The sequence below is a fragment of the Mesorhizobium atlanticum genome, assembly GCF_003289965.1.
GTDB lineage: Bacteria > Pseudomonadota > Alphaproteobacteria > Rhizobiales > Rhizobiaceae > Mesorhizobium > Mesorhizobium atlanticum.
In genome coordinates, this window is record NZ_QMBQ01000002.1 from 662,718 (window position 1) to 688,893 (window position 26,176).

Annotated in this window: 29 protein-coding genes; 14 read left to right on the forward strand and 15 right to left on the reverse strand. The window is 63.5% G+C overall.

The genetic code is table 11. From position 1 onward, the window contains the following. Positions 1-229: 229 nt before the first annotated feature. The 3 genes from DPM35_RS08165 to hemF all read right to left on the reverse strand — a co-directional run bounded on the left by DPM35_RS08165 (position 230) and on the right by hemF (position 2,124). Entirely contained in the window at positions 230-415 is a 186-nt protein-coding gene (locus DPM35_RS08165; protein ID WP_112126764.1) for a DUF1059 domain-containing protein, read from the reverse strand. A 277-nt stretch (positions 416-692) separates the two neighbouring features. Then, the gene (locus tag DPM35_RS08170) at positions 693-953 is read right to left on the reverse strand and encodes a DUF1344 domain-containing protein (protein ID WP_112126765.1); all 261 of its coding nucleotides are present in this window, start codon (positions 951-953) and stop codon (positions 693-695) included. Between the two features lie 256 nt (positions 954-1,209). Further along, positions 1,210-2,124 (reverse strand): oxygen-dependent coproporphyrinogen oxidase, encoded by a 915-nt coding sequence (hemF, locus tag DPM35_RS08175; protein WP_112126766.1) that lies wholly within the window; start codon positions 2,122-2,124, stop codon positions 1,210-1,212. Between the two features lie 284 nt (positions 2,125-2,408). On the opposite strand from hemF, the gene DPM35_RS08180 reads away from it, so the two are divergent. Next, the gene (locus DPM35_RS08180; RefSeq protein WP_042639873.1) at positions 2,409-2,666 is read left to right on the forward strand and encodes a hypothetical protein; all 258 of its coding nucleotides are present in this window, start codon (positions 2,409-2,411) and stop codon (positions 2,664-2,666) included. A 15-nt stretch (positions 2,667-2,681) separates the two neighbouring features. Here the strand turns inward: DPM35_RS08180 and DPM35_RS08185 are convergent, their stop codons facing one another. Continuing rightward, positions 2,682-3,329, reverse strand: a complete 648-nt coding sequence (locus DPM35_RS08185) for a hypothetical protein (protein WP_425373344.1) — start codon at positions 3,327-3,329, stop codon at positions 2,682-2,684. Further along, positions 3,314-4,738 (reverse strand): YadA-like family protein, encoded by a 1,425-nt coding sequence (locus DPM35_RS08190; RefSeq protein WP_181591964.1) that lies wholly within the window; start codon positions 4,736-4,738, stop codon positions 3,314-3,316. The genes DPM35_RS08185 and DPM35_RS08190 overlap by 16 nt, the downstream gene beginning before the upstream one ends. Between DPM35_RS08190 and DPM35_RS08195 the strand changes: the two genes are divergently transcribed. Further along, positions 4,737-6,260, forward strand: coding sequence for a helix-turn-helix transcriptional regulator (locus tag DPM35_RS08195; protein WP_112127110.1), 1,524 nt, complete (start codon positions 4,737-4,739; stop codon positions 6,258-6,260). The genes DPM35_RS08190 and DPM35_RS08195 overlap by 2 nt on opposite strands. Before the next feature lie 9 nt (positions 6,261-6,269). Here the strand turns inward: DPM35_RS08195 and soxR are convergent, their stop codons facing one another. Next, a complete protein-coding gene (gene soxR / locus DPM35_RS08200) occupies positions 6,270-6,725 on the reverse strand; it encodes a redox-sensitive transcriptional activator SoxR (protein ID WP_112126768.1) in 456 nt (151 codons plus the stop codon). 148 nt (positions 6,726-6,873) lie between these two features. After that, the gene (locus DPM35_RS08205) at positions 6,874-7,332 is read right to left on the reverse strand and encodes a tRNA (cytidine(34)-2'-O)-methyltransferase (protein ID WP_112126769.1); all 459 of its coding nucleotides are present in this window, start codon (positions 7,330-7,332) and stop codon (positions 6,874-6,876) included. Between the two features lie 467 nt (positions 7,333-7,799). Here DPM35_RS08205 and DPM35_RS08210 point away from each other — a divergent pair, with 467 nt between their 5' ends. Genes DPM35_RS08210 through DPM35_RS08225 form a run of 4 tightly spaced genes read left to right on the forward strand, consistent with a single transcriptional unit; the run spans position 7,800 to position 12,325 of the window. Further along, positions 7,800-8,216, forward strand: coding sequence for a hypothetical protein (locus DPM35_RS08210; protein WP_112126770.1), 417 nt, complete (start codon positions 7,800-7,802; stop codon positions 8,214-8,216). Positions 8,217-8,243: 27 nt separating this feature from the next. Next, complete coding sequence (locus DPM35_RS08215; RefSeq protein ID WP_112126771.1) at positions 8,244-10,124, forward strand: ABC transporter ATP-binding protein; 1,881 nt, start codon at positions 8,244-8,246, stop codon at positions 10,122-10,124. After that, positions 10,121-12,004: an ABC transporter ATP-binding protein gene (locus tag DPM35_RS08220; RefSeq protein ID WP_112126772.1), complete on the forward strand. Its 1,884-nt coding sequence runs from the start codon at positions 10,121-10,123 to the stop codon at positions 12,002-12,004. The genes DPM35_RS08215 and DPM35_RS08220 overlap by 4 nt, the downstream gene beginning before the upstream one ends. Before the next feature lie 9 nt (positions 12,005-12,013). Further along, a complete protein-coding gene (locus DPM35_RS08225) occupies positions 12,014-12,325 on the forward strand; it encodes a DUF6665 family protein (protein WP_112126773.1) in 312 nt (103 codons plus the stop codon). 6 nt (positions 12,326-12,331) lie between these two features. Here DPM35_RS08225 and DPM35_RS08230 read toward each other — a convergent pair whose 3' ends face one another. Next, entirely contained in the window at positions 12,332-12,676 is a 345-nt protein-coding gene (locus DPM35_RS08230; RefSeq protein ID WP_112126774.1) for a cupin domain-containing protein, read from the reverse strand. A 311-nt stretch (positions 12,677-12,987) separates the two neighbouring features. Between DPM35_RS08230 and petA the strand changes: the two genes are divergently transcribed. The 5 genes from petA to DPM35_RS08255 all read left to right on the forward strand — a co-directional run bounded on the left by petA (position 12,988) and on the right by DPM35_RS08255 (position 17,320). Further along, on the forward strand, positions 12,988-13,548 hold the full coding sequence (petA, locus tag DPM35_RS08235; RefSeq protein WP_112126775.1) for a ubiquinol-cytochrome c reductase iron-sulfur subunit: 561 nt from the start codon (positions 12,988-12,990) through the stop codon (positions 13,546-13,548). Between the two features lie 16 nt (positions 13,549-13,564). Beyond that, positions 13,565-14,866, forward strand: coding sequence for a cytochrome b (locus tag DPM35_RS08240; RefSeq protein WP_112126776.1), 1,302 nt, complete (start codon positions 13,565-13,567; stop codon positions 14,864-14,866). Positions 14,867-14,887: 21 nt separating this feature from the next. After that, positions 14,888-15,742: a cytochrome c1 gene (locus DPM35_RS08245; RefSeq protein ID WP_112126777.1), complete on the forward strand. Its 855-nt coding sequence runs from the start codon at positions 14,888-14,890 to the stop codon at positions 15,740-15,742. 142 nt (positions 15,743-15,884) lie between these two features. Then, complete coding sequence (locus DPM35_RS08250) at positions 15,885-16,580, forward strand: acid phosphatase (protein ID WP_112126778.1); 696 nt, start codon at positions 15,885-15,887, stop codon at positions 16,578-16,580. A gap of 194 nt (positions 16,581-16,774) precedes the next feature. After that, the gene (locus DPM35_RS08255) at positions 16,775-17,320 is read left to right on the forward strand and encodes an adenine phosphoribosyltransferase (protein WP_112127111.1); all 546 of its coding nucleotides are present in this window, start codon (positions 16,775-16,777) and stop codon (positions 17,318-17,320) included. Positions 17,321-17,394: 74 nt separating this feature from the next. On the opposite strand, the gene DPM35_RS08260 is transcribed toward DPM35_RS08255, so the two are convergent. The 6 genes from DPM35_RS08260 to DPM35_RS08285 form a co-directional block, all read right to left on the reverse strand. Then, on the reverse strand, positions 17,395-17,865 hold the full coding sequence (locus DPM35_RS08260; RefSeq protein ID WP_112126779.1) for a MaoC family dehydratase: 471 nt from the start codon (positions 17,863-17,865) through the stop codon (positions 17,395-17,397). Continuing rightward, entirely contained in the window at positions 17,862-18,332 is a 471-nt protein-coding gene (locus tag DPM35_RS08265) for a MaoC family dehydratase (protein WP_112126780.1), read from the reverse strand. Before DPM35_RS08265 ends, DPM35_RS08260 begins: the two co-directional genes overlap by 4 nt. Before the next feature lie 114 nt (positions 18,333-18,446). Beyond that, positions 18,447-19,421: a magnesium/cobalt transporter CorA gene (gene corA / locus DPM35_RS08270; protein WP_095817288.1), complete on the reverse strand. Its 975-nt coding sequence runs from the start codon at positions 19,419-19,421 to the stop codon at positions 18,447-18,449. A 19-nt stretch (positions 19,422-19,440) separates the two neighbouring features. Next, positions 19,441-20,544: a redox-regulated ATPase YchF gene (ychF, locus tag DPM35_RS08275; RefSeq protein ID WP_112126781.1), complete on the reverse strand. Its 1,104-nt coding sequence runs from the start codon at positions 20,542-20,544 to the stop codon at positions 19,441-19,443. A 92-nt stretch (positions 20,545-20,636) separates the two neighbouring features. Continuing rightward, positions 20,637-21,359: an aminoacyl-tRNA hydrolase gene (gene pth / locus DPM35_RS08280; RefSeq protein ID WP_112126782.1), complete on the reverse strand. Its 723-nt coding sequence runs from the start codon at positions 21,357-21,359 to the stop codon at positions 20,637-20,639. Positions 21,360-21,400: 41 nt separating this feature from the next. Further along, positions 21,401-22,045, reverse strand: coding sequence for a 50S ribosomal protein L25/general stress protein Ctc (locus DPM35_RS08285; RefSeq protein ID WP_112126783.1), 645 nt, complete (start codon positions 22,043-22,045; stop codon positions 21,401-21,403). Between the two features lie 346 nt (positions 22,046-22,391). On the opposite strand from DPM35_RS08285, the gene DPM35_RS08290 reads away from it, so the two are divergent. Beyond that, entirely contained in the window at positions 22,392-23,036 is a 645-nt protein-coding gene (locus DPM35_RS08290) for a glutathione S-transferase family protein (RefSeq protein WP_112126784.1), read from the forward strand. Between the two features lie 93 nt (positions 23,037-23,129). Here the strand turns inward: DPM35_RS08290 and DPM35_RS08295 are convergent, their stop codons facing one another. Continuing rightward, positions 23,130-23,570, reverse strand: a complete 441-nt coding sequence (locus tag DPM35_RS08295; RefSeq protein ID WP_112127112.1) for a MarR family winged helix-turn-helix transcriptional regulator — start codon at positions 23,568-23,570, stop codon at positions 23,130-23,132. A gap of 148 nt (positions 23,571-23,718) precedes the next feature. Between DPM35_RS08295 and DPM35_RS08300 the strand changes: the two genes are divergently transcribed. Continuing rightward, positions 23,719-24,576, forward strand: coding sequence for an alpha/beta fold hydrolase (locus DPM35_RS08300; protein ID WP_112126785.1), 858 nt, complete (start codon positions 23,719-23,721; stop codon positions 24,574-24,576). A gap of 266 nt (positions 24,577-24,842) precedes the next feature. Beyond that, a complete protein-coding gene (locus DPM35_RS08305; RefSeq protein ID WP_112126786.1) occupies positions 24,843-26,123 on the forward strand; it encodes a glycosyltransferase in 1,281 nt (426 codons plus the stop codon). Positions 26,124-26,176 lie beyond the last annotated feature (53 nt).

A 26,176-nucleotide genomic window follows, 5' to 3' on the forward strand; every position in this document is an offset into this window, starting at 1 on the left:
AAGGGCTCCTCGGGCAGCCGCCTCTGGCCGGATCATATGCGGCAGAGTCGCACGCGGACCGTTACCGGGAAGTTATCCAAGCTGCTACGAATATAAGAATTTGCTTGAATTATGCGGAAAAATGCCTCCGCCGGCGATCCAAACGACCGCCCGCGGAGAGGGCATGCCGGAACCAACGTTTGGCTGTTGCCTGTCGGCTTGCGTGGTCCGAATTCGGCGATGTAGCCGCTTAGGCGGCGTCGCGGACCTTCTGGATGCGCGAGCGGATCGCCTCGATCATCGTCTCGCGGATGATGGTCTCGCCATGCGTTTCACGCATATGCTCGACGGCACGGCGCATGACCTCCGCTTCTTCCTCGGCGCGCGTGTGCCATTCACAGCCGGGGACCAGCGATCCGCATTGAAATTCCTTCATGGGGGTTTTCCTTTCCTCGCGATGGGGCTGCTCAGCCAGAGCGCTCCAGCCATTTGTCTTCATGCAATCCCGCCGAAAGCCGATGCGCGTTTTCGCGGGATTGCCCGGATGGATATCAATAACACACGCCGTCGCTTTCGGTTGCACGAAGAAGTGGCCGAGCGCGGTCGGCGTGGTAAAAGCATGAAACGAAGGGCGAAGCACTGGTGCTCCGCCCTTCGCGCCGCCTGAGCCTGCTACGCCTCGCCGCGCGGTTTTCCTGGAATTGCTCCAGCCGTTACTTCATGACCTTGACGGCTTCGGCGATTTTTTTCTTGCCGCTCATGTCCCAGGACACGCGAACCTTCTCGCCGGCCTGAATGCCGGGATCCTTGAAGGCCTTGGACAGGGTGAAGGTCGACCCATCGTCGAGAACCAGGCTCATGGCCGTTCCATCAAAGCTCTTCACGGTTCCGGTGGTGTGCTTGACCGCCGCGAACGCGGCGCCACCGGAGGCGAGAAAGGCGGCCGCTGCCGCCGTCACGATAAGCTTGCGCATGGCATGCTCTCCTGGAATGCGGGCGCCCGTTGGATCAGGCACCCTCTTTGATCAGGGCCGTCAAGTCGCGTCGAGTCGCGGTCGTGGGACGCGATGATCGCCACCTCTGCCGCCGGCGCTTCCCGACCCGGCGACCTTAAATAACCCAATTTTTTCAAAAGGATATTAGACGAAAAAGATATCGTGCTCGCCACATTCCCTGCCAAGATTCGGCGAATGGGACAGCAATGCGGCCACGGCCGCGTTCACCGGATCGTTACGGCCATTTTACCTCGGGCGGCAGGCTGGACAGGATCGAGTCGACATTGCCGCCGGTCTTCAGGCCGAAGATGGTGCCGCGATCGTGAAGCAAGTTGAATTCGACGTAGCGGCCGCGCCGGATCAGCTGTTCGTCGCGCTCGCCGTCGGTCCAGTTCTGGTTGAAGTTGCCCCGAACCAGATGGGCATAGACGACCAGGAAGGAGCGCCCGACATCCTGGACGAAATTGAGATCGGCGTTCCAGCCGCCCTTGTCCTCGTCCGAATGCAGCCAGTCGAAGAAGATACCGCCGATGCCGCGCGGTTCGTTGCGGTGGGGCAGGAAGAAATACTCGTCGCACCAGGCCTTGAATTTCGGATAGTCGGCGACGGCGACGTTCTTCTCGCAGGCGAACTGCATGGCGCGGTGGAAGGCGATCGTGTCGGGATCGTCCTGGGTGCGGCGGCGGTCGAGCACCGGCGTCAGATCGGCGCCGCCGCCGAACCACTGGCGCGTGGTGACGACCATGCGCGTGTTCATGTGCACGGCCGGCACGTTGGGGTTCCAGGGATGTGCAATCAGCGAGATGCCGCTCGCCCAGAAGCGCGGGTCTTCCTCGGCGCCGGGAATCTGTTTCCTGAATTCGGGCGAGAATTCACCATGGACGGTCGAAGTGTGCACGCCGACCTTTTCGAAGACGCGGCCGCGCATCATCGACATGGTGCCGCCGCCACCGCGGCCTTCGTCGCGCTCCCAGGGAGTCTTTTCGAAATGGCCGGGCGACCATGCCGCTTGCGGGCCGGTGAGTTCCTGCTCGATCTGCTCGAAGGTGGCGCAAATACGCTCGCGCAGCGCTTCGAACCAGAGGCGGGCCTTCATCTTCTTCTGTTCGATGTCGGCCGGCAGCCCCACCGGAAGGTCAGGTCTTTCCAATTCAGTCTCCGCTATAGGCGCACTTGCCTGACAAATGACCTAGTGGAGTGAATTTGACATTTGCACACCGCGTGGCGCAGGGCACGATGCAAATGTCAAATTCGAAAACTCCACTAGAAACATGAGTTTGCTAGTGGTCCTTATGATTCCAACACTCGCAACGGCGCTTGCGGATATGCAGGCGAGTGTTGGAATCGGACCACTAGTTTTTTCTGCGCGCGATCCCTAATCTCTTAAAGACAAGGGTCAAGTCCTGTCTGACCAAGGTGCAAAGGAGTTCCTTCGTGCGCACCCCGGCAAGACCGCCGCTGGATGGCTTGAAGAAGAGGCTGGAGCGCTCTCGCGCCGAGCGCGCAAACCTGCCGCGCGACGGTTTTCTGCGCGAGACCTTTGTGCTGCCACGCCCGGCGGCGCGCCTCAAGGCCAAGGAATGGTTCGAGCGCTTCCCCAAGCAGGCTTATTGGACCGAGATCGAAAGCTGGTTCGAACGTCCGGGCGATGTGATCGAATTCACCATGCGGCGGCTGCCGGCCGCCGATTGAGGCGCCGCGATGCCTTTATGGCTGCTTGGGCGTAGCCAGGGGGCGATGTTTCTGCTTGCCGACACGCGACGACTTGCCGTCCTCCGGGGGCAGCGGACTTGTCGCCTGGGCGACTGGCGACGGCGTGGACGTCTGACCAATCGAGACGCTGATGCCGAACAGCCGCCATTGTCCGCTCACGGATGTAAAGACAAGCTCGAAATTGACGGGCGAGGGGATCGAGGGAAATGACCCTGCCATATGCATCATGCCATTGGGCTCGATCTGCGGCAGCAGGCTGAGCTGCGGGTCGATGACCGCGACACCTGACAGGTCGAGATTCTGCTCGCGCTGTTTGGCGAAAATCTCCGCCAGCCGCGCCGCTGTATTGACCTGGAAACCGGGCGCGCCGAGATCGCGCAGCACCGTGTAATTGCCGGTCTTGTTGGCCTGGTCGAGGGCAAGCAGCGCGGACCGGATGAGGATGAGCACGCCATTGCGATCGATCGGCGCAGGCTTTGGCGCCTGGGTTTTGTCGGTTCCCTGCGTCTGCGCGACCGCCATGCCCGCCGGCGGACCCGCCAGTGTCGCCGTCAGCGCCAGCAGCGCTGCGAGGAGCTTGCAAGGAATGGTCGCTCGCAGCGTGGCCCGGCTTGGCCGGACCCAAATCAGTTCAGGGTCCATGAAACGCCAGCGCTGAAGCCCACATCGCCACGCTGCGGAACGCCGGATATGGCGGCGTTCACGCGAAAGTCGGTGCTGGTCGCGTAACCGACGCCGAACGACAGGCCGGTCATTCCCTTGAAATAGCCGACACCCCCGGCAATCGAGAGCTTCTCCGGCCGGTCGTCATAGCGCAACCCGGCCGCCGCCAGCGCCAGGGCGGTGCCGCCACGCGCCTCGTCGCGCGTCTCGCCGATCTCGCCGCCCAGATTGCCGATGCTGCCCTCCAGAGCACCGACACGGCCGTCGAGGCTGGTGATGTCGTCCGGGCCGAAAGCGGACGTCGCCAGGTTGCCGCCGGCATCGGAGGTGACGAAATGCGTCGTTCCCGCTTGCGCGGCCTTGCTGGCGGCGCTGTCGATGCCGGACATGCGGTAGGTATTCGACGCGGTGCCGAACGACATCTGGTTGGCCGCCGTGGTGGTTGCGCCGGCACCGATGGCGGCGGAGCCGGCATAGGCCGCGGTGGCGCTGTCGCCAAGCGCCGTGGCGCCCGGCGCGATCGCCTGGCTCGAATTGCCGATGGCGGTAGCCTGATCGCCCAGTGCCCGGCTGCCCTGGCCAAAGGCGCTTGCCGAACCCGCAGCCATGCTGTTCTGGCCCATGGCGGTGGCATTGGCGCCCGTGGCATTGCTGTGTTGACCGTTGGCTGTGGCGTTGGCGCCGTCGGCCGTGCTGAACTCGCCCGTCGCCGTTGCGTTGGCGCCATAGGCGTTGGCGCTCTGGCCGGTGGCCGTTGCGTTCTCGCCGGTGGCCACGCTGCTTTGGCCGGTTGCGGTGGCCTGCGCGCCGACGGCCTGGCTGTTCTGGCCCGTTGCGGTGGCGTCGACGCCATTGGCGCTGCTGTTCTGGCCTGTCGCGGTGGCGTTGTTGCCGTGGGCGTAGCTGTTCTGGCCTGTCGCCGTCGCCTGCGCGTCGAGGGCCTGGCTGCCTTGCCCGGTCGCGGTCGCATTGATGCCGATCGCGTTGGCGTTCTGCCCTGTCGCCGTGGCGTTGTCGCCGTTGACGATGCTGCCCTGGCCTGTCGCCGTCGCCTGCGCGCCGATGGCCTGGCTGTCTTGCCCGGTCGCGGTCGCGTTGACGCCGATCGCGTTGCTGCTGTCACCCGTTGCTGTCGCGTCCGTGCCTGTCGCATGGCTGTCTGCGCCTGTCGCGGTGGCATGGTCACCGGTGGCTTGGCTGAGCTCCCCGGTCGCGGTAGCGGCGGCGCCATCCGCAGTGCTGAATGCGCCGGTTGCGGTCGCACGGAAGCCGTTGGCGCTTGCGGTATTCCCAAAAGCGGTGGCAAAAGGACCGGTTGGCACCACCGCGGTGCAGTCTCCCGCAAGTCCGGTCGCGGTGGAATAGCATTCCGCCAAGGCCGGCGACATGCCGAAGACGGCCACCGCGAGCACAAGGCATGGCAATTTGCCCGCCGAAACGGCGCAGCCGGCAGCCTGCCGAACAAGCGCTTCAAGAACCGGTTTCGATGTCTTCCTCACAAACCACCCCGCCGCCTTCGCCCGGCGCAACTCCGAAGCGCCTTTCGCGAAACTGATCCGACAAACAGGCGCTGTCCGCATTGCCCATATGGGCAGGGTCTCGCAACTAAGGGGCGGTGTGGCGGAAGCACCACACCCATTGGCCATAGACCTTGAGAAGACGCCAGAACGGGACCCTGCCTCCCTTGTCTCCGCGTCATTTTATGCAAAGGTGCAACCGGGACGTGAACCGTGGGCGCAGGACGTGGACGGCGAAGCACTTGCCCTGATCGACATGATCTACCAGGCGGCGCTCGAGCCCGGCTTGTGGACAGTTGCGCTCACCAGCCTGACCGGCCTGCTACGTGCCGATCACGGCCATGTCGTCATGACCAACAGGCCTGTCTCGCAGATGCCGGTCATCGCTCAAACGGGAATGAGCGGGACCAGCAAGCCGGTGCCGGAGGCGCCATTCGTCGCGCAAACGGGAATGAGCGATGCCGATCTCAATCGTTGCCTGTCACCGGAAGCCGTGGGTTTTCTCGCGCCGCTGCTAAATCCTTATCTTGCCACTTTGCCATCGGGGCGCGCGGTCGTGCAGGGCAGGGTCCTGACAGATGCCGAATTCGAACGGTCCAGCTTCTATAATGAAATCATTCGGCCGATGGGCACGTTCTATGGCACGGCCATCGCCAATCGCGGCGAGGACTTGCCGTTCGGGATGTGGATATGCCGAACACGGGGCAGAGGCGGATTCCTGCAGCATGAGACCCGGGTGCTTGAAGGACTTTTCCCGCATGTGCGGCGCGCTCAAACGCTGTATCAGCGGCTGCGGATCGACAACGACCAGGCGGTGGGACTGGCGACCGTCATCGAACGCTTGAGCGAGGCCGCGATCGTGCTCGATGCCGCAAGCCGCCCCCTGATCGTCAACGCGCGCGCCATGGAAATCCTCGCCCGGGGCGATGGGCTTACGCAGGCTGCGAGCGGATTGCAGGCCGCGACGCCTTCATTGACAGACCAATTGCGCAAGGCCATCGCCACGGCAGTGGCCTCCCCGACGCACCAGGAACAGCGGCTGCGTCTGCCGCGCCTCGGACAGCGGCTGCCACTGTTGCTCGACATCATGCCGGTCTGGCGCCTCGGTCTCGCGGCGCCGGGATTACGCGCGCCGCGTGTTGTCATCTTCATCAGGGAGCCCGAGGTGCGCCCGGCGATCGATCAGACCGCGCTGATCGAAACCTTTGGCCTGACCCGCCGCGAATGCGAGATCGTCTGCCGGCTGGCAGAGGGCATGAGCGTCGACGTCATCGCTGGCCGGTTCAGGATCAAGCCCGGCACGGTGCGCCACAATCTCAAAAGCGCCTTCGAAAAGACCGAGGCGCATAGCCAGGCTGCCCTGGTCGCGCTGGTTCGCGGCTTTTCCCGCTGAGCCTGTGGGTCATTCGGCCGGATGCGGCAGAACCAGCCTGCGCGCGCCTGTTCCCTCCTTCGCCAGCCGGTCTTCCTTGTTCCTCAGCGGGCATTTGTCGATCGACATGCAGCCGCAGCCGATGCAATCGGTCAGGCCATCGCGCAATTTCTTCATCTGGGCGATCTTGTGGTCAAGCTCGTCGCGCCAGGCCGTCGACAGCAGGTGCCAGTCCTCGCGCGTCGGCGTGCGTTCTTCGGGCAGGGACTGGAACGCCCGGGCGATGTCGGCAAGCGAGATGCCGACCTCCTGGGCGACGCGGATGATCGCCACGCGCCGCAGCACGTCGCGGCTGTAGCGCCGCTGGTTGCCGGACGTGCGGTGGCTGCGGATCAGCCCACGCGCCTCGTAGAAATGCAGCGCCGATACCGCGACGCCGCTGCGCATGGCGACCTGGCCGACCGTCAATTCCCGCACTGGAGCCATTTTCGAATTCCCGCTTGACCTCAAGTTTAGTTGAGCTTGTAGCGAAGGGAGGACGATATGGCAAACGCAGGAGAAGGCGATGTGCGCCTGGGTGAAAATGACGGCGGAAGGGACAGCCGTTCGGGATAGCGAGGAAACCCGGCGCGTCCTAGCCGAGCTGGCGGAGCGCTTCGCCCGCGACCATGGCGACCGACAGCGCGACATTGATGCTGCGCGCGCCAGCCCGCATCGGAATGGTCAGTCGGGCATCCGCCGCTTGATGGACTTCTTCCGTGACGCCGGCGGATTCGCGGCCGAACAGAAGAATGTCGCCAGCGGCGAAAGCAAAGCCGGTATAGGCGATCGTGGCCTTGGTGGTGAGCAGCACCAAGCGGCGCGCATGCGCTTTTCGCCATTCCTCGAAGGCGTGCCAGTCGGCATGGCGGGAAAGCGCCGCCATTTCGAGATAGTCCATGCCGGCCCGTTTCAGCGCCCGGTCGGAGAGCGGGAATCCGGCCGGCTCGATGATATCGACGCCGATGTCGAGGCAGGCGGCGAAGCGCAGGATTGTGCCGGTGTTGCCGGCGATATCCGGCTGGTAGAGCGCGATGCGGAGACGATCGTTCATTTTCGCATTCTGCTAATAAGTGGCAGATCGGCCACAGGCATCTCCGGCTTTCGGCGATTTCTAGGCTGGCGGGTGGCCATTTTCTGCGAAGTCGAGTATATGCCCACCATCGTCAACCCGAACCGAATGGAGGGGAATACATGATGACCATGCACATCCAGCGCCTCTCCTGGGCCCTCGTATGCCCAATGGCGGTTTCGGTACGACGATTCTTCTGACACTTTAAGTCCTCATCGCACCGATTCCCGCCGAACCCAGTTTTCGGCCTCCGAAGGAATCTTGCGATGTTTTTCAAACTGACAAAGGGGCGCCACGCCCAACCCGAACGTGTCGAGGCCGACGCTTGCCGCGTCCCAGTCGACGCTTGCTGTCCCGTTCCGGCCGATTCGATCCGAGCCTTCGGTCGCATGCCAGTGGTCGAGGCCGCATCACCCTTTTTAACGCATTTGCATATGGAGGACGGACCAATGTTCGATCCCTACAAGATACCAGGGTCAAGAAGCCTGCATGAGCGCAAGGTGGCAACCTGGGCGCTGCTGATCGGCGAGACCTATTCGTCGGCGGTGCATGCCGAGGAACGGCGCAGGCCGCATCGCGGCATGCTGCCGGATGTCGATTTCTCGCGAGCGGTGCCCGACCACAGCCGGCCCACGCTGGTGCGTCGGATCATCCGTCTGTTCCGGCCGGGCGACAGGAACCGGGCAGACTCCGGCTTTTCGTCGGGAAGCACGGCGCCGTCAGGATCGTCGAGCGAGCCTGTCGGCGAAAAGCCGGCGAAACCCTATATTGCGAGCAGCAAGGCCGGCGATGCGGATGATTCCGTATCGCCGGCCCGTCGCGGCGCGCGGTCGAAAAGCCTTGCCCATCAATCCCGCGCCGCGTGAGCGCGCATAGAATCGTGAGTGCCTGGAATGTTCCGCTGGTTTGAACAGAGGCTCGATCCGTTTCCCGCCGCGGAGCCGGTCGAGCCGCCGAAGACGCTGGTCGCGTTTTGCGTGCATTATACGCGCGGCGCCTGGCCCTACATCATCCTCGATGCAGTGCTGGTGACGGCGATCGCCTTCACGGAAGTCTGGATGTTCGGCTTCCTCGGCCGCATCGTCGACTGGCTGTCGGCGCAGAACCGCGAAACCTTCCTGCAGACGGAGAGCTGGAAGCTTGCCGGCATGGCTTTCGTCGTGCTGTTCGCGCTGCCGGGCACGGTCTGGCTGCATTCGCTGCTCAACCAGCAGACGCTGATGGGCAACTATCCCATGCGCATCCGCTGGCAGGTGCATCGCTATCTGCTGAAACAGTCGATGGCCTTCTACCAGGATGAGTTCGCCGGCCGCATCGCCACCAAGCTGATGCAGACGGCGCTCGCCGTGCGCGAATGCGTCATCAAGCTGATCGACGTCTTGAACTACGTCATCGTCTATTTCATCGGCATGCTGTTCATCGTCGGCTCGGCCGACTGGCGGCTGGCGGCGCCGCTTGCCGTCTGGCTGGTCGGCTATATCGGGCTCTTGCGCTTTTTCATCCCGAGGTTGGGCAAGGTCGGCGAGGAGCAGGCCAATGCGCGCTCGACCATGACCGGCCGCGTCGTCGACAGCTACACCAATATCCAGACGGTGAAGCTGTTTTCGCATGCGCGCCGCGAGGCGACCTTTGCCAGGGAAGGCATGGCGAGCTTCCTCGACACAGTCTACCGCTCGATGCGGGTGGTGACGGTGCTCTATGGCCTGCTCTACATCCTGAACTCGCTGCTTCTGTTCTCCGTGACGGCGATCTCGCTGTGGCTGTGGCTCGGCCAGGCGGTCACGATAGGCGCCGTCGCCGTGGTCATCGGCCTGGTGCTCCGGATGTGGGGCATGTCGCAGTGGATCATGTGGGAAATGTCGGGCCTGTTCGAGAATATCGGCACGGTGCAGGACGGCATCGCCTCGATCTCACTGCCGCGCCTGGTCGAGGACAAGCCGGGCGCCAAGGACATCACGGTCAGCCAGGGCGAAATCCGCTTCGACGACGTCCGCTTCCATTACGGCAAGCAGAAGGGCGTCATCGAGAACCTGTCGCTCACCGTGAAGCCCGGCGAGAAGGTCGGCATCGTCGGCCGTTCCGGCGCCGGCAAGTCGACGCTGGTCAATCTGCTGCTGCGCTTCTACGACCTCGAAAGCGGCAGGATCCTCGTCGACGGCCAGGAGATCGCGGCGGTGACGCAGGATTCGCTGCGCGCGCAGATCGGCATGGTGACGCAGGACACCTCGCTGCTGCACCGCTCGGTGAAGGAGAACATCCTTTACGGCCGGCCGGACGCGACCGAGGAGATGCTCATCGAGGCGGCCCGGCGGGCCGAGGCGCTCGATTTCATCGGCAGGCTTTCGGACCACAATGGCCGCAAGGGCTTCGACGCCCATGTCGGCGACCGCGGCGTCAAACTGTCCGGCGGCCAGCGGCAGCGCATCGCGATCGCTCGCGTCATGCTGAAGGACGCACCTATCCTGATCCTCGACGAGGCGACCTCGGCGCTCGATTCGGAAGCCGAGGCGGCCATCCAGGAGAACCTCTACAGGCTGATGCAGGGCAAGACCGTCATCGCCATCGCGCACCGTCTGTCGACCATCGCGGCGATGGACAGGCTCGTCGTCATGGACAAGGGCCGCATCATCGAGGAAGGCTCGCATGAGGAGCTCGTCGCGAGGGGCGGGCTTTATGCCCAGCTCTGGCAGCGTCAGTCCGGCGGCTTCCTGCTCGATGACGCACCGGCCGACGCCGCCAACGATGCGATTGCCAAAGGTGAAGCCGCCGAATGATGCAGGCCATCTATCGCTGGTTCGAGCATTGGGTCTACCCGTTCCGCGAGCCCGCGAATCTGCGGCCGCCCGCCAGCGTCGGCGGGTTCCTTTGGCACTATGTCGGACAGGCGAAGCTCGCCTTCTTCGCCATGCTGATCATCGGCGGCATCGCGCCGCTGGTCGAGGCCGGTCTGTTCTATTTCGTCGGCAGGCTGGTCGACATCCTCGACCAGTTGCCCGGCGAGCGCAGCTGGCATGCGCTCTGGACCGCGGCCGGACCCGAGCTGTTGTTCATGGGCGCGGTGGTGCTCGTCATCCGCACCGCCGTCGTCGGCCTGTCGGCGCTGGTCGATGAGCAGACCATCACGCCGGGCTTCTACAATCTGGTGCGCTGGCAGGCGCACCGGCATGTCTCGCGCCAGTCCTATGCCTTCTTCCAGAACGATTTCGCCGGCCGCATCGCCACAAAAGTCTGGCAGGCGGGGCAGGCGACGGGCGACCTGATGGAGAGCTTCATCGAGGTGGTCTGGTTCATGATCGTCTACACGGTCACGACGCTGGCGCTGGTCGCCGGGCTGGATCTCAGGCTGGCGGTCATGGTGGTGGTGTGGATCGCCGCGTTCGGCTGGCTGGCGAAGCTCTACCTGCCGGCAATCCGCAAGCATGCCGAGGCGACCGCCGAGGCCGGCTCGATGATCACCGGCCGCATCGTCGATTCCTATTCCAACGTGCAGACGCTGAAACTGTTTTCGGCCGATGGCGACGATCGCTACATCCGCAGCGGCTTCGACATCTATCTCGACGCGCTGCGGCCGTTCACGCGCCGCCTGACCGGCGTGCGCATGGCGCTGACCATGCTCTCCGGCGTCATGATCACCGCGATTGCCGCCTTCGCCATCTATCTCTGGGTCGAAGGCTCGATCACCGTCGGCGCCGTTGCTTTCACCCTGTCGCTGGTGCTGAGGCTCAACATGCTGCTTGGGCGGCTGATGATGCAGCTCAACGGCATTTTGAGGAATCTCGGCGTGCTGGAGAATTCCAAGGCGCTGATCTCGCAGCCGCTCGGCCTGACCGACGCACCGGACGCCAAGGAACTGGTCGTGACCGGCGGCCGCATCGACGTCAGCAAGGTCATCTTCCACTACGGCAAAGGGGCAGGCGTGCTCGACGGCATCGACCTCGTCGTGCGTCCGGGCGAGAAGGTCGGGCTCGTCGGTCCGTCCGGCGCCGGCAAGACGACCTTGGCCAATCTGATCCTGCGCCTCTACGACCTCGAAGGCGGCCAGATCCTGGTCGACGGCCAGGATATCGCGCATGTGACGCAGAACTCGCTGCGCGGCAATATCGGCGTCGTCAGCCAGGACACGGCGCTGTTCCACCGCTCGCTACGCGACAACATCAAGCTCGGGATGCCGGACGCGACCGACGCGCAGGTGATCGCTGCGGCGAGAAAGGCCGAGGCGCATGACTTCATCCTGGGACTGCGCGACACCAGAGGCCGCGCCGGCTACGAGGCCTATGTCGGCGAGCGCGGCGTGAAACTCTCCGGCGGCCAGCGGCAGCGCGTCGCCATCGCCCGCGTGTTCCTCAAGGATGCGCCGATCCTGATTCTCGACGAGGCGACCTCGGCGCTCGATTCGGACATCGAGGCGGCGATCCAGGAAAATCTGACCCGGCTGATGGAGAACAAGACGGTGATCGCCATCGCGCACCGGCTCTCCACCATCGCAGCGCTAGACCGGCTGGTGGTGCTCGACGGCGGCCGCATCGTCGAACAGGGCACGCATGACGAGCTGGTGGCGCTCGACGGGCTCTATGCGCGGCTGTGGAAACGGCAGTCCGGCGGCTTCCTGTTCAACGAGGAAAGCGCGCTGGAAGAGACGCGGCCGGCGGAGTAGAACGGCCCCATGTCGGTACGCATGCCCACCAATTTCGGACGCTCAGGCGCGCAGGAAAGCGCGCTCGACCTGCTCGGCCACGAAATCCTCGCCGAGAAAGCCGCAGCGCTTGGCCGCGCCGGCCAACGCGTGGAGGAAACCCTTGCCAGATTGCGCGAGGGTGGCGAAGGCGACCATCGCAACCGGCTGCTCAAGGAAGCGGCCGCGGCCGTCCACGCCTATTTCATCCAGCGCGAGCTTTGCGGTCTGCGCAAGCACGATGCGGTGATCCGCGAGTACGATATACCCAGGGCCGTGCTGGTCAGGCTCGGCGCCAGCTAGAACCAGTCATTCGAGCCATTCCGTGATGAAGTGGCCGTTCTCGTGGATGTCGGTGCTTTCGAGCGGACCGGGGCCGAGATTGGTGAATTTGTGCGGTGTGCCGGGCGGCACGATCAGGATCTGGCCGGCGGAAGCCTTGATTTCCCGGTCGCCGATCGTGAACAGGCCGGTGCCGGAACGGATCACGAAAATCTCCGCATAGGGGTGCTTGTGCAGGCGCGGGCCGGCGCCGATCTTTTCCTGATAGTTGAAGATCAGGCAGGAATTGGCGCCGAACTGGCCGCATTGCAGCTCGCCTTTCCAGCGGTCGGGGGCTTCGGCCCAGCTGTCGCGTTCGATGACATGCGCCATGGCCGGACAATAGACCGGGCCAGGAGGGCATGTCGAGGCGAGCACCGGCCCGATTCGCCTTTGATTTTCCGTTGGTTCACGTTCCCAGCCGGCCCTGCGAGGGCAAGCCGGCGGCCACTGCTGCGCATCCCCGCGACAATCTGCCCTTGTGCCTTCACCCGTCTGGACAAAAACGGGCCGCACGCATAAACCGAAAATCCAAATGCCGGAGGAATTCGCTAGCCTGTTCGCCATGCGCTGTCGGGCAGGTGCGATTGAGCGGGGACAAGGCTCGGCCTCCGGTTAGGAAGAGGCGAAAGGATCAGGCACCCGTGAGCGCAACCGACATCCACGATCCCAACCGTCGCGATTTTCTCTATGTAGCCACCGGCATGGCCGCCGTTGTCGGCGCCGGAGCCGTCGCGTGGCCGTTCATCGACCAGATGCGCCCCGACGCCTCGACGCTGGCTCTCGCTTCGGTCGAGGTCGACGTCTCCTCGCTGCAGCCGGGTTCTTCGCTGATCGTCAAGTGGCGCGGCAAGCCGGTGGTGGTGCGCAACCGCACCGAAAAGGAAATGAAGGACGGCGAAGCCGTCAATCTCGCCGATCTCAAGGACCCGATCGCGCGCAACGCCAACCTGCCGGCCGATGCGCCGGCGACCGACGCCAACCGCACCACGCCCGGCAAGGAGGCCTGGATGGTGATGGTGCAGGTCTGCACCCATCTCGGCTGCATCCCGCTCGGCCAGGAAGGCGATTTCGGCGGCTGGTTCTGCCCGTGCCACGGTTCGCAATACGACACCGCCGGCCGCATCCGCAAAGGTCCGGCGCCGGAGAACATGGCGATCCCGGTATTCAAGTTCATTTCCGATACCAAGATCCTTATCGGTTGAGGCAGGGGACATTTCGATGAGCGAGGGACACTCGACCTATACGCCCAAGACCGGTATCGAGCGCTGGTTCGACGCGCGCATGCCGCTGCCGAGGCTGATCTATGACAGCTTCGTCGCCTATCCGGTGCCGCGCAACCTCAACTACATGTGGACGTTCGGCGGCATCCTGTCGATCATGCTCGCCTCGCAGATCCTGACCGGCATCGTGCTGGCGATGCACTACACGTCCGACACCAATCTCGCCTTCGATTCGGTCGAGAAGATCATGCGCGACGTGAATTCGGGATGGCTCCTGCGCTATCTCCATTCCAACGGCGCCTCGTTCTTCTTCGTCGCCGTCTACATCCACATCTTCCGCGGCCTGTTCTACGGCTCCTACAAGGCGCCGCGCGAGCTGTTGTGGATCCTCGGCTGCATCATCTACCTCCTGATGATGGCCACCGGCTTCATGGGCTATGTGCTGCCCTGGGGTCAGATGAGCTTCTGGGGCGCCACCGTCATCACCGGTTTCTTCAGCGCCATTCCGCTGGTCGGCAACTGGATCCAGCAGCTGCTGCTCGGCGGCTTCGCGGTCGACGATCCGACGCTGAACCGCTTCTTCGCGCTGCATTACCTCTTGCCGTTCATGATCGCCGGCGTCGTGGTGCTGCATATCTGGGCGCTGCATGTCGTGGGCCAGTCGAACCCGACCGGCATCGAGGTCAAGTCGAAGACCGACACCGTCGCCTTCACGCCCTACGCCACCATCAAGGACGCGTTCGGCATGATCGTGTTCCTGTTCTTCTTCGCCTATTTCGTCTTCTATCTGCCGAACTATCTCGGCCACCCGGACAACTACACGGTCGCCAACCCGCTGAAGACGCCGGCCCATATCGTTCCGGAATGGTACTTCCTGCCGTTCTACGCGATCCTGCGCGCCATCACCTTCAACATCGGCCCGATCAACTCCAAGCTCGGCGGCGTGCTGTGCATGTTCGGCGCCATCGCCATGCTGTTCCTGGTGCCGTGGCTCGACACCTCCAAGGTGCGCTCGGCGGTCTACCGCCCGTGGTACAAGCTGTTCTTCTGGCTGTTCGTGGCGGACGCCATCCTGCTTGGATGGCTGGGCTCGCAGCCGGCGGAAGGCGCTTACGTGTTCATGGCGCAGATGGCGACGTTGTTCTACTTCGCCTTCTTCCTGGTCGTCATGCCGGTGCTCGGCCTGATCGAGACGCCGCGGAGGCTGCCGAACTCGATCACCGAGGCGGTGCTGGAAAAGAACAAGGGCGGCAGCGGTCATCCGGCAGGCGCGACCGCCGCGCCGGAAACCAAGGGCTGAGAATCTGAGGGGATTTTGGGTATGAAAAAGATTCTCACCTCGCTGGCGCTGCTCGGCCTGGTGGTCGCGGGCACCGCGGCCATCGCTGCGGAAGAGCAGAACCCGGCCGCGCCGACGCATTTCCCGATCAACGAACCGAAGGAAATGAGCTGGAGCTTCGCCGGCCCGTTCGGTACCTATGACAAGGCGCAGCTGCAGCGCGGCCTCAAGGTCTACAAGGAAGTCTGCTCGGCCTGCCATTCGATGAACCTGGTGGCGTTCCGCACGCTCGAAGGGCTCGGCTATTCGGAAGCGCAGATCAAGACGCTGGCCGCTGGATACACCATCCATGACGGCCCGAACGACGCCGGCGACATGTTCGACCGCCCCGGCAAGCCGTCGGATCATTTCCCGGCGCCGTTCCCGAACGAGCAGGCCGCGGCTTCCGCCAATGGCGGCGCCGCCCCGCCGGATATGTCACTGCTCGCCAAGGCGCGCGGCGTCGAGCGCGGCTTCCCGCGCTTCATCTTCGATATCTTCACCCAGTATGCGCAGGGCGGCCCGGATTACATCCATTCGCTGCTCACCGGCTACGACCAGACGCCGCCGGCCGGCATGGTGATCCCGGAAGGCACGCACTACAATCCGTACTTCCTGTCCGGCGTGTCCTTGAAGATGCCGAAGCCGCTCTCGGATGGCCAGGTGACCTATGACGACGGCTCGCCGCAGACCGTCGACCAGTATGCCCGTGACGTCTCGGCGTTTCTGATGTTTGCCGCCGAGCCGCATCTCGAGGACCGCAAGAAGACCGGCTTCCGCGTCATGGTCTTCCTGCTGCTCTTCGGCGCGCTGGTTTATATGACCAAGCGCCGCGTGTGGGCAGACGTCGCGCACTGAGCCGCGGTCAAATCGCAAAGTTTCAAAGGGCGCCCCGTGGCGCCCTTTTTTGTTTCCCGGGACCGCGTCGATCCGGCAATGTCACATGGCCGTCATTGCGCATGGCGATCCTGGCTTGCCCCTACCTCAAAGGATCGTAGCCATGAAAAGATTCGCGCCGCTCGCAGCCGTGTTGCTGCTTCTTGTCGCCAGCCCGGCCGTCCGCGCCGAGGACGCCCAACCTTTCGTTACCAATAAGGACATCGACCTGACGATGATCCTGCCGCCGCCGCCGGCCAACGATTCGGCCGAGACCAAGGCCGAGCTCGGTGAGGTGCTGACCCTGCAGGTGACGCGCACGCCCGAAATGGAAAAGCGCGCTATCGCCGATGCCAAAGAGGATGTCTGGCGCTTCGCTGATGTCATGGGACCGAAATTCAACAAGGAGACGCTGCCGAAGTTCAGCGCCTTCTTCGACCGCGTGGTGGCGACCGAAGGCGCGGTCGTCGACCCGGCCAAGGACATCTGGAAGCGTCCGCGCCCGCACCAGCTCAGCGACCTGGTCAAGCCGGTCGTCAAGCTGTCGAATTCCGGCTCCTGGCCGTCTGGGCATGCCACGGTCGGCACCATGATGGGCATCATCCTGTCCAACATGGTGCCGGAAAAGCGGGCCGAGATCATGGCCCGCGCCGCCGAATATGCCCATAACCGTGTGGTCGGCGGCATCCACTATCCGTCCGACATCGAGATGGGCAAGATTTCGGGCAGCGTGATTGCCGCGGTCCTGCTTAGCCGCCCCGATTTCAAGGCCGAGTACGAAGTGGCGCGCTCCGAGCTGCGCTCGGACCTCGGCATGTAGTTGCAAGGTAAGCGCCCGCTTTTCGAAGGGCGCCTGCGCAGGCGCCCTTTTCGTTACGGCCGAGGCCGGTCGGCGCCGATGCTTTGCCGGATGTGCTTGTCTCTGGCGCGACATCGCGGTAGCCCTTGTCGGTCGCGTCGGGCAGCAATGGCCGACGCCGCCAAATCCGACAGCCGGACACGCGGAAAGCCTCGATGAAATCCTCCCTCGAAGACACGCTGCTTGCGGCCATCCGCACCATTCCGGATTACCCCAAGCCCGGCATATTGTTTCGCGACATCACCACGCTGCTTGGCGATGCCCGCGCCTTCCGCCGCGCCATCGACGAGCTGGTGCATCCCTATGCCGGGCTGAAGATCGACAAGATCGCCGGCATCGAGGCACGCGGCTTCATCCTTGGGGGTGCGGTGGCGCACCAGCTTTCTGCCGGCTTCGTGCCGATCCGCAAGAAGGGCAAGCTGCCCTACGAAACGGTGCGGGTTGCCTACAGCCTCGAATACGGCCTCGACGAGATGGAGATGCATAAGGACGGCGTCTCGCCCGGCGAGAAGGTGATCGTGGTCGATGACCTGATCGCCACCGGCGGCACTGCGGAAGCAGCGGTCAGGCTGCTGAGGCAAATCGGCGCCGACATCGTCGCCGCCTGCTTCGTCATCGACCTGCCGGACCTCGGCGGCCGCAAGAAGCTGGAGGCGCTCGGGGTGCCGGTCAGGACGCTGATCGGGTATGAGGGGCATTAGTCGGTAGTGAATAGTGAATAGTGAATAGTGAATAGTGAAGGTGTGGTCGAGCACTACTCCCTACTCACTACTCACTACTCCACCTTCACCAGCACGGCGCTGTCGAATTCGATGACCTTGTCGCCGGTGGAGTCAAAACCTTCCGAGCGCAGCGTGAGCAGGTTCCAGCCCGGGCGTCCGGCGAGCGGGCGGTGGGCAAGCGCGGTGCGCGTGAAGGTCACCGTCTCGCCGGCATAGACCGGCTTCAGCCATTTGAGGTTGCGGAAGCCCGGCGAGGGGCCGAATTCGGGCTGCGGGCCTGGGCCGGTCCAGCGCACGCCCTCGGTCTCCATGCGCTTTTCGAGATTGTATTTCATCCAGGTGGCTGCGGTGTGCCAGCCGGAAGCGCAAAGCCCGCCGAGCACGCTCTTCCTTGCCGCCTCTTCATCGACATGGAATATCTGCGGGTCGTATTTTCTGGCAAACGCCTTGATCTCGTCGGCCTCGAATTTGTGCGAGCCCAGCGTGACGGTTTCGCCGATCAGGAAGTATTCGTCGAGTGTCATGATTGGCCTTGTGCGGCATCACGCGCGAGGAACATACCGGTGTTCTCAAGCTCGAAGACGCATTCGCCGCGCTGGTTGAGGAGCTCGCTGCGCATGGTGATCAAGCCGAGCTGGGGCCGCGATTTGGACTGGCGCTTGGAAAGTATGGTGACCTTGCCGGTCAGCCGGTCGCCTGCCAGAACCGGCTTCTTCCATTTCACATGCTCGATGCCGGGCGAGCCTTGAGAGGTCGAATCAAGCAGGAAGGCGTCGCACAGCATGCGCATGAACATCGCGCAGGTGTGCCAGCCCGAAGCCGAAAGCCCACCGAGGATGCTCGCCTTGCCGGCTTCCTCGTCGAGATGCATCGGCTGCGGGTCGAACTCCGAGGCGAATTCGATGATCTCGGCCGCACTTACGTCCTTGCTGCCGAGGTCGAGCGAGGCGCCCTCCGCGAAATCCTCATAGGCCCAGGTCTTTCCGGTCATGCTGGCAATCCGGTTGACGAATGCGTGATCCCCAAATCGGGCATTCCCGGATGAAGGTCCAAGGCAATTTGGTCAAGTGATTTCTGGTAAGCCAGCCGTCGCCGGCCGACGCTGTCAGAGCCAGCCGCGGCGGCGGAAATACCAGAAGGGCAAGATCGCCGAGACCACCATCAGGCCGATGGCGAAGGGGTAGCCGAACTCCCATTTGAGCTCGGGGATGATGTCAAAATTCATGCCGTAGATCGAGGCGACCAGCGTCGGCGGCAGGAAGATGACGGCGGCGACCGAGAAGATCTTGATGATGGCGTTCTGCTCGATCGAGATCATGCCGAGCGTGGCATCGAGCAGGAAGGAGATCTTCTGCGACAGGAAGGTGGCATGGTCGGCCAGCGAGAGCACGTCGCGCGACAGCGTCTTGATGCGGGCGCGCACATCCTTGCTCATCTTGGTCTGCCCCGCGACATGGGCAAGGAAGCCGGCGAGGCGCTGCAACGAGATCAGGCTGTCGCGAACGGAAGAAGCGAGATCCTCCTTGCGGCCGATGCCTTTCAGCAATTCCTGGAAATCGCGGTTGCGTTTTGAGGCCTTGGTCGAGCGCGCCTCGAAGATGTCGCGCGAGATCGCTTCCACATCGCGGCCGGCGCGCTCGAGGATGTCGGCCAGGCGGTCGACGATCGCTTCCAGCAAGCCGATCAGGATGGTGTCGCCGCTGGTGCAGCCGGTCGCCACCTTTTCGGCGCGCAGCGGGAAGGTCTTGAAGGCCTTCGGTTCGTGGTAGCGGATGGTGATCAGCCGATTGCCGGCAAGCGCGAAGGTCACCGGCGACATCAGAGGATCGTCGGCCTCGGTCTGCGCCGGCAGCACGGCGGTCATGAAGTAGCCGCCGTCCTCGATGTAGAGGCGGCTCGAAATCTCGATCTCTTCCATCTCCTCGCGGGTCGGGATCGCTATGCCCAGCCAGCTCTCGATGCGTGCCTCTTCCTCCTTGGTCGGGTTGAAGAGATCGGCCCAGACGACCCTGTCGCCATCCGCCGCAAGATCCTCGGTGAGGCGCAGGCGGTCATTGTCCACGACGAAGGTTTTTATCATCGCCGGGTCTCCTGAAGGATCAGGTGTTGAACTTGAACAGCATGATGTCGCCGTCCTGGACGACATACTCCTTGCCTTCGTCGCGCGCCTTGCCGGCTTCCTTGGCGGCCACTTCGCCGCCCAGCGTGACGAAGTCGTTATAGGAGATGGTCTGGGCGCGGATGAAGCCGCGCTCGAAGTCGGTGTGGATGACTCCAGCCGCCTGCGGCGCCTTATCGCCCTTGTGGATCGTCCAGGCACGCGTCTCCTTCGGCCCGACGGTGAAGTAGGTGATCAGATGCAAGAGCTCGTAGCCGGCGCGGATCACCTTGTTGAGGCCGGGCTCGTCGAGGCCGATCGAGGCAAGGAACTCCATTTCCTCCTCGTCGGAAAGCTGGGCGACTTCCGCCTCGATCGCCGCCGAGATCACCACCGTGCCGGCGCCCTGCGCGGCCGCCATCTTCTCCACCGCCCTGGTGTGTTCGTTGCCGGTGGCGGCGTTCGCCTCGGCGACGTTGCAGACATAGAGAACGGGATGCGAGGTGAGCAGGTTCAGCCCCTGCAGGATGCGCAGATCCTCCGGCGCGATGCCGTTGAGCAGGAATCGCGTCGGCTTGCCGGCCTGCAGCAATTCGAGCGACGCCTCCATCATCGGCAGGACGGCCATGGCTTCCTTGTCCTTGCCTGCGGCCCGCTTGCGAACCTGGACGATGCGGCGCTCGAGGCTTTCGAGGTCGGCGAGCATCAGCTCGGTCTCGACCGTCTCGGCGTCGGCCACCGGATCGATGCGGCCCTCGACATGGGTGATGTCGTCATCCTCGAAGCAGCGCAGCACATGCACGATCGCGTCGACCTCGCGGATGTTGGCGAGGAACTGGTTGCCCAGCCCTTCGCCCTTGGAGGCGCCGCGCACCAGGCCGGCAATGTCGACGAAGGAGATGCGGGTCGGGATGATCTCCTTCGACTTGCCGATCGCGGCGATCTTCTGCAGGCGCGGATCCGGCACTGCCACCTCGCCGGTGTTCGGCTCGATGGTGCAGAAGGGATAGTTGGCGGCCTGCGCGGCCGCCGTCCTGGTCAGCGCGTTGAACAGCGTCGACTTGCCGACGTTGGGCAAGCCAACGATGCCACATTTGAAACCCATGTTCGTCCAGTCCTGTCGGAATTCGATTTTGGTGAGGGCTATGGGCGATAGGGGTGACGAACGTCAAGCCCCGAGCATCGTTCCTTCGACGCTCACTCCTTGCCGAACAGCTTCTTCAGCATGGCGGCCATCGGACCGCTTTCGGGGATTTTTGCCGCCGGCTGCTGCGGGCGCGCCTGGCGGACATGGCTTTGCTGCTTCGGCGGTTTGGGCGGCGGGCGGTCGTCATCGCCGGTCGGGACGAGTTTTTCACGCAAGGCGAGCGTGACGCGGTTCATGAACGAGCTGTCGTCGCCTTTGGCGAGCAGCGCGGCGTCGTCGGCGATCGCGTCCAGCAGGACATCCAGCCATTCGCGGTCCGCCTTGGCGAAATCGCCAAGCACATGGCCGTGCACCATCTCCTTGACGCCGGGATGACCGACGCCGATGCGCACCCGGCGATAGGCGTTGCCGACATGCTGGTCGAGCGAGCGAATGCCGTTGTGGCCGCCGGAGCCGCCGCCCACCTTGACCCTGAGCTTGCCGGCGGCGAGGTCGATCTCGTCATAGAAGACGGTGAGCGCGGACGGCTCGAGCTTGTAGAAGCGCAGCGCTTCGCCGACCGACTGTCCGGACAGGTTCATGAAGGTTTGCGGCTTGATCAGCAGCACCTTCTCGCCGCCGAGCGTGCCTTCTGAGATCAGGCCCTGGAATTTTCGCGACCAGGGCGAAAAGGAATGGCGGTGGGCAATCGCGTCCGCCGCCATGAAGCCGACATTGTGCCGGTTGTTTTCGTATTTCGCGCCCGGATTGCCGAGGCCTGCAAAGACAAGCATTGTCTTCTCTGGCATCGCCGCCTCCGGACGCTTGAGAGAAATTACTTCTCTTCGGCCGCCGGGGCCGCCGTTTCGGTCGCCGCCGCTTCGGTGGTGGCTTCCGTCTCCGGCTTCATCGCCGACGAGCCGGCAATGGTCGCGATGGTGAAGTCGCGATCGGAGATGACCGGCTTGACGCCGGCCGGCAGCTTGACCGCCGAAATGTGGATCGAGTCGCCGATGTCCGTGCCGGCGAGATCGACGGTGATGAATTCCGGGATCGCGTTGGCCGGGCAGTGGAACTCGACTTCGTGGCGAACGATGTTGAGCACGCCGCCGCGCTTGATGCCGGGCGACTTGTCCTCATTGATGAAGTGGACGGGCACGTCGACATTGACCTCGGTGTCCTTGCCGATGCGCAGGAAGTCGACATGGACAGGGAAATCCTTGACCGGGTCGAGCTGGAAATCCTTCGGCAGGACCTGGATCTTCTTGCCATCGACATCGATCGTGGCAACCGTGGTCAGGAACCCGCCGCCATGGATCTTGTAGAAGATGTCCTTGTAGTTCAGCGCAATCGCCAGGGGAGGCTGCTTGTCGCCGTAGATAACTGCAGGCACTTTACCGTTGCGACGAACTGCACGGGCGGACCCCTTACCGACCTGTTCGCGCGCTTCGGCTTTGAGCTCATAAGCATCGTGGCTCATGGCATTTCCTTTCGCGTGTTGTGGAGCGTCCACGGCCGGCAAACCCGTCCGTAAACGTCGAAAGCCGTCGCGGCCTTGCACGGTCGGTCCAAACGCTTTGGCTGTCCAAATGCTTTTGGGGATCATGCAGGCCTGGCCGGCCTTCCTCCGCGTTGCCTCCAAGGGTGTCTACGCGGGTGGCGGCTCTATAGCGGAAGGCGGACGACGGCGCAAGCGGTCGGGCTGGAAGGCTTGCAGGGTTGGTTTTCAGCGCCGAGCATAAACCGGAAATCCCATTTGCGACAAATGTAGGATCGGGTGGTTCCCAGCCGTCCTGCGGCGTGCAACCAGACTCGTGGGGACCACTATGAAGCTTCTGTTCAGCCGCAATCCAAATCCTCGCCTCGCAGTCGCGACGGCGCGCTATCTCAAGACAGAGATCGCGTTCGAATACGCGTCGCCCATGGCGCCGGGGCAGACCGAGCGCTACCGCGCGCTCAACCCCAATCTGACCTTGCCGATATTGGTCGGCGCGGGATGGAGCCTCTGGGAGACGGACGCCATCGCCTGCCGGCTTTCGCGCGAGATGCGTTCGGATTTCTGGCGCGGTGGGGACGATGAGCCGGACATGATCCGCTGGATCAGCTGGGGCAAGGAACGGTTCGCCTTCGCCTGCGACATGGTGCATTTCGAGCGCGGCACCAAGCAGCGCTACGGGCTGGGTCCCATCGATCAGGCGCTGGTGGAGGAAGGGCTGAGGCAGTTCCACAAGGCCGCGGCGGTCCTCGAGCCTGAGCTTTCCGAACGGGAGTGGCTGGTCGGCAATTCCATCTCCTATGCGGACTTCCGCATGGCGACGTTCCTGCCTTTCAATGATGTCGCCGGATTGCCGCTCGACGACTACCCGTCGATCCGTCGGTGGTACGGCCGGCTGGAGGCGATCGACGCCTGGCGCGACCCGTTCCACGGGCTGGAGGCGCCGCAACTGCCGCCGGTCAGGATCGAGGCGTGACCCAGCTTTTGCGCGATTCCGGACGGGAGCCTCATTCCTCCAGGAGTTGCGCGAGAGCGGTTCAAAACCGCTCACGCTTTTCCCGGAATTGCGCTAGGCGTCGGTCGTCTGGCCGCCGTTCAGCGCATCGCGCAACGTCTGGATTTGTCGGTTCAAGGCATCGAGTTCAGCCAATTTCATTCCTGACCGCTCTATCAGCGTCTCGTTCAGGCAATTGCACTGGACGAGCAGAGCTCGACCTTTGGGGGTCAGGTCGACCTGCACCAGGCGTTCGTCAGCCTGGCTGCGCCGGCGGGTGACGAGGCCGGCCTGCTCCATTCGCTTCACGAGCGGGGTGATGGTGCTCGATTCCAAAGCGAGCCGATGCGCGATGCTGCCCACCGACATGCCGTCAGCCTCTCCTAGCGCATTGAGCACGAGATATTGCGGATAGGTGATCCCCATCTCGTCCAGCATTGGCTTGTACATGCGGTTGATCGCCATCGAGCTGGCATAGAGCGTGAAGCAGAGCTGATTGTCCAACGGGAGAGGCACGGCGCATTCCTTTTGCCGACTGAGCATCTGTGTATACCACGAGAAATGATATTGCGATACAGATTTCCGTAGACAGGGCTTCCGATCTCCGTTACCAAGGCAATTATCGCGATATTATTTATCGTGGTATCAACCGAAGGAGATTGAGATGACCTCGCAGACCAAGACAGGCTCGGGCAGCGGCACGATCACCACCAAGGACGGAACGCAGATATTCTACAAGGATTGGGGGACTGGCCAGCCGATCGTCTTCCACCATGGCTGGCCGCTGAGCAGTGACGACTGGGACGCCCAGATGCTGTTCTTCCAGGCACAAGGTTACCGCGTCATCGCCCATGACCGGCGCGGCCACGGGCGTTCCAGCCAGACCGACACCGGCAACGAGATGGACACCTATGCCGCCGACGTGGCGGCGCTCGCCGCGCATCTCGATCTTAAGGACGCCATCCATGTCGGTCATTCGACGGGCGGTGGGGAGGTTGCGCGCTACGTCGCGCAATATGGCGGCGGCGGTCGCGTCGCCAAGGCCGTGCTGATCGGCGCGGTGCCGCCCATCATGTTGAAGACGCCGGCCAATCCCGGCGGTCTGCCGATCGAGGTGTTCGATGGTTTCCGCGCGGCGCTGGTGGCCAACCGCGCACAGTTCTTCCACGACGTTCCGGCCGGCCCGTTCTACGGCTTCAATCGTCCCGGCGCCCAGGTTTCCGAAGGCGTCGTCGACAATTGGTGGCGCCAGGGCATGATGGGTGGCGCGAAAGCGCACTACGATTGCATCAAGGCGTTCTCGGAAACCGACTTCACCGAGGACCTCAAGAAGATCGACGTGCCGGTGCTGGTCATGCATGGCGACGACGACCAGATCGTCCCGATCGCGGACTCCGCGCTGCTCTCGGTCAAGCTGCTCAAGAAGGGCGAACTCAAGGTCTACAAGGGCTTCCCGCACGGCATGGCGACGACCCATGCGGATGTCATCAACGCGGACCTGCTGGCCTTCTTCAAGGCCTGAGCTTGCCTGCCGAAACCGTGAAAGCACCCGCCCTCGGGCGGGTGCTGCACGAGTGAAGGACCATCGTGCTCGACTGAACAGGACGCTCGACCTTGTCCCCTATGCCGTTCTTTTCGATATCGGCGAGAAGCGGCGCCCCACCCGCCAATATCATATCCAGACTCGGCGCCGAAAATGGTAGTGTCCCGTCCGAAGAGGGGCAACAGAATGAGTGTCGGCTTGGGACTGCTGCCTGACGCTAGCGGTTTTAGCGTCAGGTTGACCCAATGAGGTACGTTTCGCTGGGAACCTATTCGATCCGGCGACCGGTCCAGGGCGGTCAGTTACGCGTAAACGCCATCCACAAAGTGCTGCGGGATTCTGGATGGGAAACACGCCATGTCGTCGTCACTCCCCACCGCGGCGCCAGGCGGGAAATGGAAATCGGCGATCTTTTCATCGAGATGCCCCGCAGCTTTCGCAAGAAGATGGCCAGGCGCAAATGGCGTTCCGATGTCGCCACCGCCGAATTCATGGCGCGCAGCAAATTCCATCGCCGCGCAATCGCAAAATTCCTCGATGACTTCAGGCCGGATGTCATCGCCCTCGAGCAATGCTGGCTTTGGCCGGCTTTGCGTGAGTATGTTGAGACGTGCTCGCCGGAGGCACGCTTTTCAATCGTGTACAGTTCGCACAACGTCGAACAGCAATTGCTGGCGCAAGAGGCTGCGATAGCCGGCGCGGGAACGGACTTCTGGAGTGTGCAACGCGCGGCGGATATTGAGTCCGATCTCGCCGCAAAGGCAGACCTGGTCGTCACCGTCAGCGAGCAGGATGCAGCCTTTTTTCGCAAGCTCAATCCAAGCGTGGTGGTCGCCGCCAACGGCATATGGCCGCGCGAAATACCCGCCGGCTTCGATCATTGGGCGTTGCGCTTCGCCGGTCTGCGCACCGCGCTGTTCGTCGGGTCGGGCCATCCGCCCAACGTCCGCGGTTTTCTTCAGATGGCGGGTCCGGACCTCGGTTTCCTCTCAGCCTCGGAGCGGATCGTCGTGGTAGGCGGCGTTGCCGACCAGATTCGGAACGATCCCGCATTCCGGCGCTACCACGGTGCCGACAACGCCCGGATCGAGCTGCTCGGCGTGCAGGACGGCGCGACCCTCAGCGCGCTGATCGAGCTTGCCGATGCCGTGATGCTTCCGATTGTCGAAGGCGGCGGCACCAACATCAAGACCGCGGAAGCACTGTATAGCCGCAAACCGGTCGTGGCGACGAGCTTCGCGTTTCGCGGCTACGAGCAATTCAAGCATTGGGAAAATGTCTGGCTGGCGGACAGGCCGGAAGATTTTCGGGATTTGCTCGTGCGGGCGCTCAGAAGCGAACCGAAAGCGTTGACGCCAGCAGACATCGCAAAGCTCGACACGCTGCGTTGGACCGCGACGCTCCAGAAGCTTCCGGCGCAGTTCGCGGCGCTGCCGAGGCGCCAGCGCCAGGCGGCGGCTGTCGATGGTTCCGGCGGCTTTCTGCCCGGCCTGCTGCGGCGCATGGGCTTGTGGAGAAAAAGCTGATTTCGCTTACCGGCGGGCGCTGAGGAACCGGCGTTTGGGGCGTTGCGCCATGG

Bases quoted from the DNA above. Each gene is read 5' to 3' on its own strand.
- DPM35_RS08215 (WP_112126771.1), top strand. From the start codon at position 8,244: ATGTTCCGCTGGTTTGAACAGAGGCTCGATCCGTTTCCCGCCGCGGAG.
- DPM35_RS08265 (WP_112126780.1), bottom strand. From the start codon at position 18,332: ATGACCGGAAAGACCTGGGCCTATGAGGATTTCGCGGAGGGCGCCTCG.
- DPM35_RS08290 (WP_112126784.1), top strand. From the start codon at position 22,392: ATGAAGCTTCTGTTCAGCCGCAATCCAAATCCTCGCCTCGCAGTCGCG.
- DPM35_RS08170 (WP_112126765.1), bottom strand. From the start codon at position 953: ATGCGCAAGCTTATCGTGACGGCGGCAGCGGCCGCCTTTCTCGCCTCC.
- corA (WP_095817288.1), bottom strand. From the start codon at position 19,421: ATGATAAAAACCTTCGTCGTGGACAATGACCGCCTGCGCCTCACCGAG.
- DPM35_RS08250 (WP_112126778.1), top strand. From the start codon at position 15,885: ATGAAAAGATTCGCGCCGCTCGCAGCCGTGTTGCTGCTTCTTGTCGCC.
- DPM35_RS08255 (WP_112127111.1), top strand. From the start codon at position 16,775: ATGAAATCCTCCCTCGAAGACACGCTGCTTGCGGCCATCCGCACCATT.
- DPM35_RS08190 (WP_181591964.1), bottom strand. From the start codon at position 4,738: ATGTCGCCGGCCTTGGCGGAATGCTATTCCACCGCGACCGGACTTGCG.
- DPM35_RS08195 (WP_112127110.1), top strand. From the start codon at position 4,737: ATGCCGAAGACGGCCACCGCGAGCACAAGGCATGGCAATTTGCCCGCC.
- DPM35_RS08220 (WP_112126772.1), top strand. From the start codon at position 10,121: ATGATGCAGGCCATCTATCGCTGGTTCGAGCATTGGGTCTACCCGTTC.
- DPM35_RS08210 (WP_112126770.1), top strand. From the start codon at position 7,800: ATGTTCGATCCCTACAAGATACCAGGGTCAAGAAGCCTGCATGAGCGC.
- DPM35_RS08205 (WP_112126769.1), bottom strand. From the start codon at position 7,332: ATGAACGATCGTCTCCGCATCGCGCTCTACCAGCCGGATATCGCCGGC.
- DPM35_RS08225 (WP_112126773.1), top strand. From the start codon at position 12,014: ATGTCGGTACGCATGCCCACCAATTTCGGACGCTCAGGCGCGCAGGAA.
- DPM35_RS08230 (WP_112126774.1), bottom strand. From the start codon at position 12,676: ATGGCGCATGTCATCGAACGCGACAGCTGGGCCGAAGCCCCCGACCGC.
- DPM35_RS08305 (WP_112126786.1), top strand. From the start codon at position 24,843: ATGAGGTACGTTTCGCTGGGAACCTATTCGATCCGGCGACCGGTCCAG.
- pth (WP_112126782.1), bottom strand. From the start codon at position 21,359: ATGCTTGTCTTTGCAGGCCTCGGCAATCCGGGCGCGAAATACGAAAAC.
- DPM35_RS08185 (WP_425373344.1), bottom strand. From the start codon at position 3,329: ATGGACCCTGAACTGATTTGGGTCCGGCCAAGCCGGGCCACGCTGCGA.
- DPM35_RS08165 (WP_112126764.1), bottom strand. From the start codon at position 415: ATGAAGGAATTTCAATGCGGATCGCTGGTCCCCGGCTGTGAATGGCAC.
- DPM35_RS08260 (WP_112126779.1), bottom strand. From the start codon at position 17,865: ATGACACTCGACGAATACTTCCTGATCGGCGAAACCGTCACGCTGGGC.
- ychF (WP_112126781.1), bottom strand. From the start codon at position 20,544: ATGGGTTTCAAATGTGGCATCGTTGGCTTGCCCAACGTCGGCAAGTCG.
- DPM35_RS08240 (WP_112126776.1), top strand. From the start codon at position 13,565: ATGAGCGAGGGACACTCGACCTATACGCCCAAGACCGGTATCGAGCGC.
- DPM35_RS08300 (WP_112126785.1), top strand. From the start codon at position 23,719: ATGACCTCGCAGACCAAGACAGGCTCGGGCAGCGGCACGATCACCACC.
- soxR (WP_112126768.1), bottom strand. From the start codon at position 6,725: ATGGCTCCAGTGCGGGAATTGACGGTCGGCCAGGTCGCCATGCGCAGC.
- DPM35_RS08285 (WP_112126783.1), bottom strand. From the start codon at position 22,045: ATGAGCCACGATGCTTATGAGCTCAAAGCCGAAGCGCGCGAACAGGTC.
- DPM35_RS08245 (WP_112126777.1), top strand. From the start codon at position 14,888: ATGAAAAAGATTCTCACCTCGCTGGCGCTGCTCGGCCTGGTGGTCGCG.